General features: G+C 67.6%; 16 protein-coding genes. All 16 read right to left on the bottom strand.

Translation table 11 applies throughout. The features are described from left to right. A partial coding sequence (locus AABN02_RS20005) for a hypothetical protein (RefSeq protein WP_338416675.1) occupies nucleotides 1-654 on the bottom strand: 654 nt, incomplete at its 3' end. Between the two features lie 62 nt (nucleotides 655-716). Further along, nucleotides 717-1,688, bottom strand: coding sequence for a hypothetical protein (locus AABN02_RS20010; RefSeq protein WP_338416676.1), 972 nt, complete (start codon nucleotides 1,686-1,688; stop codon nucleotides 717-719). Between the two features lie 12 nt (nucleotides 1,689-1,700). Continuing rightward, nucleotides 1,701-1,958, bottom strand: a complete 258-nt coding sequence (locus tag AABN02_RS20015) for a hypothetical protein (protein WP_338416677.1) — start codon at nucleotides 1,956-1,958, stop codon at nucleotides 1,701-1,703. Between the two features lie 8 nt (nucleotides 1,959-1,966). Then, nucleotides 1,967-2,395, bottom strand: coding sequence for a hypothetical protein (locus AABN02_RS20020; protein ID WP_338416678.1), 429 nt, complete (start codon nucleotides 2,393-2,395; stop codon nucleotides 1,967-1,969). Between the two features lie 7 nt (nucleotides 2,396-2,402). After that, complete coding sequence (locus AABN02_RS20025; RefSeq protein ID WP_338416679.1) at nucleotides 2,403-2,849, bottom strand: DUF1320 domain-containing protein; 447 nt, start codon at nucleotides 2,847-2,849, stop codon at nucleotides 2,403-2,405. Beyond that, nucleotides 2,846-3,514, bottom strand: a complete 669-nt coding sequence (locus AABN02_RS20030) for a hypothetical protein (protein ID WP_338416680.1) — start codon at nucleotides 3,512-3,514, stop codon at nucleotides 2,846-2,848. Before AABN02_RS20030 ends, AABN02_RS20025 begins: the two co-directional genes overlap by 4 nt. Before the next feature lie 2 nt (nucleotides 3,515-3,516). Then, on the bottom strand, nucleotides 3,517-3,702 hold the full coding sequence (locus AABN02_RS20035) for a hypothetical protein (RefSeq protein ID WP_338416681.1): 186 nt from the start codon (nucleotides 3,700-3,702) through the stop codon (nucleotides 3,517-3,519). Nucleotides 3,703-3,704: 2 nt separating this feature from the next. After that, nucleotides 3,705-4,652 (bottom strand): major capsid protein, encoded by a 948-nt coding sequence (locus tag AABN02_RS20040; RefSeq protein WP_338416682.1) that lies wholly within the window; start codon nucleotides 4,650-4,652, stop codon nucleotides 3,705-3,707. Nucleotides 4,653-4,692: 40 nt separating this feature from the next. Beyond that, nucleotides 4,693-5,067, bottom strand: a complete 375-nt coding sequence (locus tag AABN02_RS20045) for a capsid cement protein (protein ID WP_338416683.1) — start codon at nucleotides 5,065-5,067, stop codon at nucleotides 4,693-4,695. Nucleotides 5,068-5,106: 39 nt separating this feature from the next. Beyond that, a complete protein-coding gene (locus AABN02_RS20050; protein WP_338416684.1) occupies nucleotides 5,107-6,228 on the bottom strand; it encodes a peptidase in 1,122 nt (373 codons plus the stop codon). 199 nt (nucleotides 6,229-6,427) lie between these two features. Further along, complete coding sequence (locus tag AABN02_RS20055; RefSeq protein WP_338416685.1) at nucleotides 6,428-6,610, bottom strand: hypothetical protein; 183 nt, start codon at nucleotides 6,608-6,610, stop codon at nucleotides 6,428-6,430. Beyond that, complete coding sequence (locus AABN02_RS20060; protein ID WP_338416686.1) at nucleotides 6,585-7,133, bottom strand: phage virion morphogenesis protein; 549 nt, start codon at nucleotides 7,131-7,133, stop codon at nucleotides 6,585-6,587. The genes AABN02_RS20055 and AABN02_RS20060 overlap by 26 nt, the downstream gene beginning before the upstream one ends. Next, nucleotides 7,130-7,315: a hypothetical protein gene (locus tag AABN02_RS20065; RefSeq protein WP_338416687.1), complete on the bottom strand. Its 186-nt coding sequence runs from the start codon at nucleotides 7,313-7,315 to the stop codon at nucleotides 7,130-7,132. The genes AABN02_RS20060 and AABN02_RS20065 overlap by 4 nt, the downstream gene beginning before the upstream one ends. After that, nucleotides 7,303-7,578 carry a hypothetical protein gene (locus AABN02_RS20070; protein WP_338416688.1) on the bottom strand — a complete coding sequence of 92 codons (276 nt, stop codon included), beginning with the start codon at nucleotides 7,576-7,578 and terminating at the stop codon, nucleotides 7,303-7,305. The genes AABN02_RS20065 and AABN02_RS20070 overlap by 13 nt, the downstream gene beginning before the upstream one ends. A gap of 97 nt (nucleotides 7,579-7,675) precedes the next feature. Beyond that, nucleotides 7,676-8,929, bottom strand: coding sequence for a phage minor head protein (locus AABN02_RS20075; protein ID WP_338416689.1), 1,254 nt, complete (start codon nucleotides 8,927-8,929; stop codon nucleotides 7,676-7,678). Then, nucleotides 8,926-10,398 (bottom strand): DUF935 family protein, encoded by a 1,473-nt coding sequence (locus tag AABN02_RS20080; protein WP_338416690.1) that lies wholly within the window; start codon nucleotides 10,396-10,398, stop codon nucleotides 8,926-8,928. Before AABN02_RS20080 ends, AABN02_RS20075 begins: the two co-directional genes overlap by 4 nt. Nucleotides 10,399-10,520: the final 122 nt, after the last annotated feature.

Consider the following 10,520-nt stretch of genomic DNA (forward strand, 5'->3'; position numbering starts at 1 on the left):
GTTGGCAGTGATGTCGAACAGCACCAGGTCCCGGCGAACCTCTTCGAGCCACAGCCGGTCGCTGCCGACGAAACGGAACACGTTGAACAGCACCGACTGGACTGCCGGCAGGCCCAGGAAGTTCTGGGTGCGGTAGTCGAAACGCATGCGCTCGGGCGTGCCGGCCTCGGCATCGGCCACGATCGAGGTCAGCTCGGCCGACAGGATCGACGAGCGACCGTCGGTGAAGCCCATCTTGATGACGGTGGCCACGCCGTGGACCGGGTTGCTGCGCTCGGTGTACGCCTCGTCCGGCTGCGAGGCCAGCGCCTCGACGATGCTGTTGAGCTTGAAGCCCTGCAGGCTGCCGCCGGACAGCAGCTCCTGGAACGCCGGCTGCTGCAGCACCCGCAGCAGGCTGTCTTCCAGCTGGGCCAGTTCGGCGTCTCCCAGCGACTCGGCGAGCAGCTTGACACGCTGCAGCTCGGCGGTGATCACCTGCACCTTGCTGTTGAACTCGCTGACGATCTCGAGATCGGCGTTCTCGCGGGCGGTGGCCTCGGTGAACACGAGCTGGCGCGCGCGCTGGTCGAGCAGCTCGGCGATCGAGAACATGCTGTCGCGGGTGAAGACGGTGGGCTTGATGTCGTAGGACTTGACGGTGCGCAGGGTCATGGTGACTCCAGTGGTGGAACAGGAACGGGGGGGGGGATTTGTGGCGGGCGAGGCGTCAGGCGTCACATGGACGTGATGCGCACCCAGTCGTCGAGGCCGTCGACGCTGCTGCGCGGCTCCAGCGTGAGCTTGGAAACCATGATCGGCCCCTTCATCGTGTCGTCGATGTCGGCGATGACGCAGCGCGGCAGGTGGATGACGATCTTCTTGCCGGCCACGGTGCCGTGCGTGAATCCGGCGCCGATCGTGGTGCCGGCCTTCATGCCGGCGACGAACTGGGCGTGCTGAGCAGGGGTCAGGTCCACGACCAGGTCGAGCTTGGGCTTGAAGTCGTAGATGTCCACGGTCTGACTCGCAGCGAGCGCCAGGATCTGTACGTCTTGCCCGCAGTCCAGATCGAAGGACTGGAAGTCGTACGCAGTGCCGCCAGCCAGCACGCCGGCCGTGTACGTCACGCCACCCAGCGAGATCTTGGACGTGTTGACCGGTCCGACAGCCAGGCCACGCTGCCAGGGCGTGAACGTTTTCGCTCCGATGGCCCCCGCGGCGACCGTCGACACCAGCGACTTGCACGCGGCTTCGAGTCCCGCGATTTCACCGACCACGAAGGACAGCTTCAGGGCAGCCATCGCGTAGAAGTACTGCTCCAGGCGCCCGTTGACCTCACCGAAGACGGTCGCCGACTTGAAGCCGGAACTGACGGGCGTGTACTCGACACGCGAGCCGGCCGTGACGGTCTCTGCAAACCCGCCCATGCGCAGGATCTTGCCCCAGGCGGGTGCTGTGCCGGCAGTTCCACTCGCAGCCAGCTCGACACCAAATGTGAACTCGGCAGTGTGGTCAAACGGCAGCTTGTCTTCGTTGCCCATGGTGCCAGTGATCACGTCGCGCACAGCAGTACCGACACTGGGCTTGAACTTCAGATTCTTCGCACGGATGGCGACGGCGTTGGCCGCAGCCGTCGGGGTGACGGCGGTGCCGTTGGTGGCTTCGATGTCGAGCAGCAGGCCCGACTTTTTGGGGGATCCAGCCATGGTGTCGGCTCCTTACTTGGGGGTGGTCACAGGTGCGGCGACGGCCGGGGCCTTGGCTGCAGCGGGGGTGGGCGCGGGGACCGCGACAGGCGCGGCAGCGACGCTGGGTGCGACCGGCTCGGGCCAGTCCAGCCCGGCCGCCTTGGCAGTGGACTGGTCGCGGGGCTGCAGCGCACCGTCGGTGGTGGTCATCCAGCAGCCGCCGACGGGCGGGTTCGGGGTGATGAACTTGCCGTCGGGCAGGCGGATGGGCTCGATGCGGATGGGCATGTCGGTCCTCAGTTGGTGTCGGTGGTGGTCATGTAGCGAAACTCGTCGGCCCACCACAGACGGCTGTCGGCGAAGCGCAGCACGCGGCCGCCGCTGTAGGCGATCGCATCGCCAGTGGTCTCGTCAGGCGCCCAGCCGGTGAGCGCCAGGCTGACGGAACGGCGCTTGGCTGCGAGATCGATGGCGGCCGCGTCGCCGGTGGCGTCGGCTCGGTTGGCGATGCACAGCACGACCGAGAAGTGCCGCATGACGTGCTGCAGGTGGTCGCTGGCCAGGTGCGGATCGTCGGCACGATCGGCCAGCGGCATCACGAACGCAGACGGCGTGACTGGGGCGGACTGGATCGCGGCGTCGAGTTCGGCCGCGCCGCCGATCTGGCGGAACGTGCCGACCTGGCATTGCTCGCGCAAGCGGGTGATGACGGGGGTCAGGTTCATGTGGGCGTCAGCTCCGGCCGAAGCGATCGAGCAGCTCGGCGGTGAAGGTTGGGCGCGGCGCACGCACACGCACCGCGCCGCCGGCGGAACCAGCCGCTGCCGCAGTGCCGCCGCCGTCGGTGGCGGCGATGGGCAGGAGGCGGGCGCCGGAACGGATCTCGGCCAGCACCTTGAGCGCGTCCTCGTAGTCGTCGCGGATGCGCTTGGTGGCCGCCTCGTCGTGCAGGTGGTAGCGGGCGATGGTGCAGGCCACGCGCACCAGCAGCGGCGGCACGCTGGCCACCGGCAGTGCATAGCGGGCGGCCAGGCTGCTGTCGATCTCGGCGCCGGCGTCTTCGAGGGCGCGGTCGATCACAGCCTGGTCGATCGTCTGGCCAGCGATGCGGTCGGTGCGTTGGGCCAGCTCGTCGGCGCCGTAGCGGGCGATGAGGTCGGAGAGGGTGGCGTAGGTCATGCGGCAAACAGCGCCAAACTGAAGTTCGCGCCGAAATTGGCTGCCACCCCAACGTCCAGCAATACAAACCGCCCCGCGACCCTGAATGTCGTAGTTGGCGCGGCCGAACCCGATCGGCCGCCAATCGATGTCTCACGCCCGTCCGCGACATTCGGGTTGAATCCGCGCCGAACCAAATCCGGAGCGATGGCGAAATACACGTTGATGTCTTGCAGAGCGATGTTGAGTGGCAGGAATGACGCCAATTGGTATTGCTGCCAATACGGCCCACAGTCATACGCAATCGTCCGGTTCTGCCGACCCCGATGCGCGACCGTGGCCGCCGTATACCCAGCGCCGCCCCTGTGCACTGAAAACGACGTGATGACGCCGGATGAATTCGTGTTTGCGGTGATCAATGCGCCTGAGCCGTCTCCGGCTACATCCACCTCGAATCGCGCCGTGACTGGATACCCGCCCCCACCCGACGTCGGCGCCCCTACGGACGCGATCGCACCATTGACGATGGTCACAGGGCCAGCGACCAGCCCGCTGCCAGTGATCGCGCCGCCGACCGAATCACTCAACCAACCCGATACCCAGCCAGCCTTGTCGCCGCCTGGCGTGACAGGGTTCACCTCGCCGGGCAGCAGCAGAGTAGGCGGACGCCAGTTGATCGGCTGCATGCTCAGCTCTCCGCGCCGCTCTTCTTGACCGTCTTCTTGGGATCCGTCTTGTCGGCTTCGGTCTGGGGCGACGTGTCGGCTTCGGCCACGCCGGCGGCAATCAGCACCTCGTCGCCCTCGAAGGCGTCGCCGGGTTGCGCGGTGCCGCCGTCGTGCTTGACGGGGTAGATCGCAATGAGGCGGGCCATGATCAGGAAGCTCCCTTGATCAGGAACCCGCTGGCGATGCCGGACAGCACCGGCGCGCGCTCAAAGGTCACGCCGTAGATCCAGCTCTTGGACTGCTGCTCCCAGTACGGCTGCTCGACCAGCGGATTACCCAGCAGCGTGTAGGTGTAGCCGTAGCTCGGCTGTGCCAGATCCATGCTGTTGCCGCCGAGCACCTTGGGCACATAGGCCAGCACCACGTCGTTGCCCCAGATGTCCAGGCTCGTGGCGCCTTCCATGTAGATGCCAGCGCCCACCACGACTTCATCGACGTTCCACAGCACGGCCAGCGCCTCGCGGGTGACCTGGGCCGGCTCGGCGTTCTTGCCACCGCTGAGGACGCGGCCCAGCACCGTCGGGTTGTTGCGCGCAGCGTTGAAGGCCTTGGCCGACAGCGTCACCACGTTCGGGTAGATCCCGCACTTGCGGCGGATCACTTCGCGGGCGGCGTCGATGTCGGAGATCGGCGTTCCGGTGGAGGCGGACCATTTCGCGGTGCTGGTGAGCACCAGCACGCTGTCGGCTTCGTAGTTGGCCGCCGTGGTCGCCAGCGTGGCCTGGTCGATCTCCTGCGTCATCAGCAGTGCGCGCATGACGGTGGAGACAGCGCCGCGCCCGAGGTCGATGCCGGGCACGGCCGCAGCGTCCTGGGCGATTTCACGCGGGACCGGCGCTTCCAGGCTGTCCTGGTAGAGCGTGAACGGCTTGCCCGAGTAGCCGAAGTCGATGCGGGCGGTGCGGGCGCCTGGGGCGCGGCGCGAAGCGTAGCGCTGGAACGATTCCTTGCCAAACTCCAGCACCTGGCCGCCGCGCGCGCCGACGAGAACGCGCGGGAACAGCCGGTCGCCGATGAATTCGGCCTGGCGGTAGCCCTGTGCGAGCGTGCTGAGGATCGGGTTGATGACGCGGGCGGACGAGAGATTCAGGGGCATGCTGTGCTCCGTGGAGTTGGGTGTAGGCCGTGCGCCAGCGTCAGACGACGAGCAGCACTTCGATCAGCTCGCCCGCGGCCGTGGCGGCCTGCAGCGCGATGCCGGCGGTCTCGGCGGTGCCGGTCTGCGTGATGGCGCGGCCGGTGGCATCGCTGGCCACCTTGGCGCCAGGCAGGACTGCAGCACCCGCCTCGACCACGGCCGTGCCGTAGACGATGCCGTCGAAAGCCTCACCGAGCAGCGCCGGGCGGCCCGAGACGGCATGCACCTTGGCGCCGGCGGTGGTGACGGTCTTGGCGCCGGGCATGCCGGGCAACGGGCTGGGCGCGGCATCGAGCGCGACGAATCGGGCGTAAAGGACGGCCGCCGTCGCAAGCAGCGACAGGGACAGGACGGGACGAGACTGTGCGGACATGGCGGTGGCTCCTGATGCGGTGGTGTCTGGTGGGGCGGATCAGGCCGCGCCGCCGAGCACGGCGTCGAGCGCCGCCTCGTAGGTGACCTTGTGGCGCGACTGGTAGGCGATGACCTTGCCGTGGATGGCCAGCGAGCCTTGATCGACGGTGGCGCCGTCCGGGGCTGCGAAGCTCACCGTGCCGGTGGTGCCAGCGGCGCGCTTGGGCGTGGCCACTTCGCCGAACTCGACCGACTGGGGCAGCTTGGTCAGCACCTCGCGCACGGCGGTGGCCAGCGGCTTCTTCGCCTCGCCCTCACCGAACTCGATCGGCGTGTCGCCCGAGGCCAGCGCATCGAGCGCGGCGACGATCACGGGCTGGTGTGCGGCGGCCAGACGGCCCTCGCTGCCGAGTTGCTCGGCGAACGCGACGTTCTCGGTGTGCAGCGCGGTGCGGCGGAGTTCAGCCTGGCTGCGGCGCAGTGCGTCGGCGTCGGCTTTCAGGCGGGCGTTCTCGGCCTGGAGGGCGGAAATCTGGTCAGCGGTCATGGTGGGGGTGTCCTCGGCGAATGCGGGGGTGGTTGTGTCGGTCGTGGAGGCGATGGCTTCGAGCTGCGCGTTCTGCTCGACGGACTGGATGAGGTAGCCGGGCAGCGCCTTGTCAGCGTCGGCGCTGCCGAACTTGGAGAGCATCCAGTCGCGCAGGGACCGCAGCAGGCTGGCGACGTTGATGTCGTCCCACTCCGAAAACTCGACGACGCCGGTCTCGCCATCAGCGAACGACGGGGTGCGCAGGCCCTTCACGGCGGGCGGCTGCGCGCCGAGGAATCCGACGTGGCGCAAGTAATAGACACCGGGCACGGGGTTGCTCGGGGAGTCCGGCGCGTAGAAGCTCGCGCTGATCTTGCTGAACCGCTTGGCGTTGACCATCTCGGCGAACGCGGGGTCCACGTGGTCAGGGGTGGCCTCGATCGACGAGCCCGACACGGAGAGGGAGCGCACGACACCGTAGGCCGGCAGGTCGTGCTTGGGATGACCAACGACCAGCGGGGCCTCGTGCAGGTCGGGGTCGTAAGCCGCGACACTGGCCGCGATGTCGTCATCGCTGAACGCGATCGACTCGCCCGACATGGCGACATGTCGGCCGGCGCGGAAGATCTCCAAGGGTGCGGTGCTGGGCATGCATCGGACTGTGCCGATGCTGTCAGCTTCGAGTCAGCAATAGAGATCTAGGCCAATTTCAGCACCCTGATCTGCGGAATGACGAAAATCCGCCGGCCCATCGAATCCAGACGCGCCGATTTACGCGCCATTAACGCACCTAGAAGCGCCGAACGCAACCAGCGGGCTACATCCGGGCGTCCAGCAATAAAAAAACGGCTTAAACGCCCGTTTTTCGATTCCACGGATTGGCTGGCTGGCTGGGCGCCAGCGCCGGCTCGAACGCGCCACCGTCCTCAGCCTGGTCGCCGCCACCGCACCCGGCCAGCGCCGTGGCCAGCAGCAGCACCAGGATCGCCGTCGCCACCGCCCGCATGTCAGCCCAGATCCCTGAAGTAGTCATTGAGGTCGGCCATGACCTCCCCAGCCTCTGCGGGATAGAGGTCACCGCTGGCCGTGATCGGCATGAAGGGCCGGGCGGGGATGTCGCCCCACAGATTGGGGAACTGGGCACGGGTGCCGCCGAACTGGTGCATGGCGGCGTACTCCGTGCCGCCATCGGTCACGGTCACGCCGGTCGCATCCGCCAGCGCGACGATCTGGTCGCGCAGCCTGCCGGTCTCGCCGATCAGTGGCTTCTTGCCCGCCAGCAGCTTGGCGCCGCGCTTGTTCAGCGATCCGTCTTTCTTCTTGTTCGCGCCAGACACCGCCAGCCGCACCGCCTCGCGGGCGAGCGTCAGGTCGCTGTTGGCCTTCCAGCGCTGCCCGTCCGGGCCGGTGCTGGTGGCAAACCGCTTGTCGATGCGCTCTTCGATGCCCTGGCCAATCAGGAAGGTGAGCGTGCCGAGGTTGCCGCCACGGGCGAGCAGGCGCTGCAGGCCGTCCGCGAAGCCTTCGTCGATGATCTGGATGGAGCGCGCACTCACCGGTCATCCCTGCGCGCCATCCCGCAGAGGACGCGGGTCGTGGTGGTGGTCAGCGTGCTGTCGATGTGCAGCTCGCGCGTGACTGGGCAGCCGCGCATCGCCTGGTGCGACACCTCGGAGGCGGTCAGCGAGGAGCAGCCAGTCAGCAGCCCCAGCAGCGCCAGGCCGATCACTCTGCGCATGCGCCGATCTCCTTGACCATGTCGCCGATGCACTTGGCCCGATCCGACTGACTCGACCAGGACGGCAGCCCCGGACTGATCGGCATGGCCATCGAGCCAACCCGCACCCAGCGTCGGCGCGTTGCGCGCTTCGCCCAGATCTGCAGGCAGCCGTCCCGGGCAACGATCGACATCGAGGCGGGCAGCGCCGAAAGCACAGCGCGAAGGGCGTCGATGTGACGAGCCTCACTGGTGGTGATGGGTTCAGCGTGTTGCGTTAACATAGGATTCGAGTTTGGGCGAGGCGTGGGAAATCAGCATCCACGCGACCTGCTGCAGCTTCTGCGGCTTGGATGGAGGGGAGCTGTCCTCCCGCCCGACTCACCGCCACACCTCCGGCAGTGGCACATACAAGCCGCCCTTGACCATCTCCGCGATCTTGAATTCGGCCTGTCGGAACCCCGACACGATCATGTTCAGCCGCTCCTTCCCCACTCGGTAGTCGAATTCGAGTGATAGCTTGGTTTGCGCGTCATCTCCAGACGACACCACGTAGACCAATTTCCCTGTTCTCTCGTCGTAGTACACCGCCTCCGGCTGGGCGATGATTTCCGGCAGCCGCCTCCAGTCGGAATCAGCCAGGCCATCCTGGGCGCTCATGTGTCGATCCTGCTTTGTGCCTCGGACCAGCCCTTCACGAATGCCCACTGCAGCACTCTGCGGCGCGATCTTCTTTTCTCGCATCAACCAATCCAGATGCTCGGGTGCGATCGCCCCGACCACGGCCACCCGCCCTCTCTGAGGCGTTCCCCGCCAGTCATCCAGGGTGTTCCACCATGCCTGCTGTCGCTCCATCCGCACCGCCGGCTCCAGATGCCGCCCCATCGCTGCCCCGATCGGCGCATCGAGCTTGATCAGCTTCTGGTCGATCAACCCCTGAAGCGGTGCGGCGGCGCTGGCGCCAGGTTGGTAGTCGAAGCCCTTGTCGATCCCGCGTGGCGCCTGGGTCTTCGGGTCGAGCGCGTCCCAGCCGTCGGGCCGTTCGGTCGAGTTGCCGGCGCGCGGCTTGACCCGGGCGCGCACGCGGCAGTGACAACCCCAGCCGTTGGGCGGATAGTGCGTCCGCCAGAAGGCGTCGTCGTGGCGCAGCGTCAGGCCGTTCCATGCCAGGTGCTGCGGCCGCGGATGCAGCACGCCGTCGCGGTGGACGTATTCCCAGTACGGCAGGCCCGCCAGCACGGCCGGGTCGTTGAGCTGGCGCCAGCGCCCGGCGGCATAGCTGGTCTGCAGGTTGGTCTGGTAGATCACCCGGGTGCGCCACGCCTCGCCGGCCTTGCTGCCCTCGCCCGTCCAGCCCGTCCAGCCGTGGCGGGCGGCGATGGCCTGGAAGTCCTTGCGGAAGCGGCCGATGCTGTGGCCATTGCCGATCACGCCGTCCACGGCCTGGCGGAGATCCTGGAGCAGGTCCGCCTTGGCCGCGCCCGCGACGATGAAGGCGCGGTCATGCGCCGACCGCATGATGTCGTCCCACCGATCGGTGGGCAGGTTCAGCTTGGCGCGAAAAAACTCAAGCTGTTCGTCGAACGGCGTCTTGAACGCGATCCCGGCCTTGATGTCGGCGGGCGCGGTCGTCATGGCCCCGCCTCGTCCTGCACGTCGGACATGCCGCGCAGCTCGGCCAGCGCGTAGGCGGCGGCCATCACGCGCACCAGCTGCGCGCTGTCGAGACTGCCGTAGGCGTCGGTCAGGGTGCGCTGCAGCGCGGTCAGGTCGGCGGCGCTGGCGACCATGGACTGGATCTGGGCCAGCATGGTCCGCCAGGACGCGGCGGCGGCGCTGGCCAGCGTGGCGGTATCGGCCTCGATCGGGTCGGCTGCGGCCTCGGCGAACGCAGCGCTGGCCACATCGGCCGGCGCTGCGCCAGCACCTGCCAGTGCCGGCACCAGCGGCGGCGCAGCCTGCTCCTGCAGGTCGCCTTCCTGGTAGCCGTAGCCACGCATCCAGTATGCGTTCGTGAACTTGGCGCCGGACTTGGCGTTGCGCTCGTCGCGCTGGGCCTGCAGCTCGTCTTGCTCTTCCTGGTCCCACATGGACCAGACGGGCGCGTCGGCACCGGGCCAGTTCACATCGACGATCCAGCGGATGAGCTGGTTCACGGCGCTGACGGCAATCTCGGCGTCCGAGTCGCGCAGGTCGCGAGCCACGTCCATGCCGGCGTGCGCGCTGGCCTTGTTGCTGCTGGCCTCCATGGTCTGATTGGTGCCGGTCATGACGATGGAGATTTCTCCCCGGCAGTGCATGACCAGGCGCTCATACAAATCGGCGCTGGCGGACTTGCCGGCCATCTCCACCAGTTCGACAGAGCCATCGTCCGGCACCGTGGCCACGCCGTCGCTGATCAGGGCCTCCAGGCCGTCGAGCAGCATCTGGCGCTCGGCGTCGGTGGCGGTGCGCGGCAGTTTGCCAACGGCGAACGCGGACCCGTATTTCTCCGCAAATGTCAGCCAGAACCGTTTCCCGCCCTTGCCGAATATCACCGGCCAGTAGCACAGCGACAGGTCGGACAGGCCGTAGGGATTCTGGTACGTCGCATCCTGGCGCGGCAGCAGGAATTTCCTGGCCGGCAGCAGCTCGCCGTCCATGGGCGCATCCCACGTCTTCAGGCGCAACTGATTCTCGGGGTCGAATGAAAACCATTCTGGCGGTTTGGCTTCGACGGAAATCGGCATCGTCAACCCGCCGACACCCCGCCATGAGACTTCCAGCGGCTGGTATCCATACAGGGGCGCTTCCAGGATCTGGCCGACGATTCTCCGGACATCGAGTTTCCCGAGGATGTCCTCCACCGCCCGGGCAATGCGGCTGCGCGAGCGGCCGCGGTCCAGCCCGCAGTCCAGCGCCTTGACGGCGGCCTTGCGGCGGCGGATGCAGGCGCCGACGTGTGGGTCGCGGGCGATGTTGCGGTAGACGGCCACGTCCTGGCCGAGTTCTTTCAGCAGCGGGTCCGGGTTGGGCAGCACCAGGCCGAGGGCGTTGAAATCCAGCGCGCGCACGCGGGTGGCGAGGTCGGCGCCAGGGAGGGCGCATCGCGTGGTGGTGATCATCAGGGGTCTCGGTGGTCAGTAGCCGCGCCAGTTGAAGCGGGCGTCGCGGTGCTGGGTGCGCGGGCGGCTCGCCACGCTCACGCTGGCCAGTCCGCTGTTGGCGATGGTCCAGAGCATGTGCA

It is taken from the genome of uncultured Sphaerotilus sp. (assembly GCF_963924895.1).
In the GTDB taxonomy this organism is placed as follows: domain Bacteria; phylum Pseudomonadota; class Gammaproteobacteria; order Burkholderiales; family Burkholderiaceae_C; genus Sphaerotilus.

Bases quoted from the DNA above. Each gene is read 5' to 3' on its own strand.
- AABN02_RS20065 (WP_338416687.1), bottom strand. From the start codon at position 7,315: ATGCGCAGAGTGATCGGCCTGGCGCTGCTGGGGCTGCTGACTGGCTGC.
- AABN02_RS20035 (WP_338416681.1), bottom strand. From the start codon at position 3,702: ATGGCCCGCCTCATTGCGATCTACCCCGTCAAGCACGACGGCGGCACC.
- AABN02_RS20080 (WP_338416690.1), bottom strand. From the start codon at position 10,398: ATGATCACCACCACGCGATGCGCCCTCCCTGGCGCCGACCTCGCCACC.
- AABN02_RS20050 (WP_338416684.1), bottom strand. From the start codon at position 6,228: ATGCCCAGCACCGCACCCTTGGAGATCTTCCGCGCCGGCCGACATGTC.
- AABN02_RS20030 (WP_338416680.1), bottom strand. From the start codon at position 3,514: ATGCAGCCGATCAACTGGCGTCCGCCTACTCTGCTGCTGCCCGGCGAG.
- AABN02_RS20055 (WP_338416685.1), bottom strand. From the start codon at position 6,610: ATGACTACTTCAGGGATCTGGGCTGACATGCGGGCGGTGGCGACGGCG.
- AABN02_RS20025 (WP_338416679.1), bottom strand. From the start codon at position 2,849: ATGACCTACGCCACCCTCTCCGACCTCATCGCCCGCTACGGCGCCGAC.
- AABN02_RS20010 (WP_338416676.1), bottom strand. From the start codon at position 1,688: ATGGCTGGATCCCCCAAAAAGTCGGGCCTGCTGCTCGACATCGAAGCC.
- AABN02_RS20075 (WP_338416689.1), bottom strand. From the start codon at position 8,929: ATGACGACCGCGCCCGCCGACATCAAGGCCGGGATCGCGTTCAAGACG.
- AABN02_RS20015 (WP_338416677.1), bottom strand. From the start codon at position 1,958: ATGCCCATCCGCATCGAGCCCATCCGCCTGCCCGACGGCAAGTTCATC.
- AABN02_RS20040 (WP_338416682.1), bottom strand. From the start codon at position 4,652: ATGCCCCTGAATCTCTCGTCCGCCCGCGTCATCAACCCGATCCTCAGC.
- AABN02_RS20020 (WP_338416678.1), bottom strand. From the start codon at position 2,395: ATGAACCTGACCCCCGTCATCACCCGCTTGCGCGAGCAATGCCAGGTC.
- AABN02_RS20070 (WP_338416688.1), bottom strand. From the start codon at position 7,578: ATGTTAACGCAACACGCTGAACCCATCACCACCAGTGAGGCTCGTCAC.
- AABN02_RS20045 (WP_338416683.1), bottom strand. From the start codon at position 5,067: ATGTCCGCACAGTCTCGTCCCGTCCTGTCCCTGTCGCTGCTTGCGACG.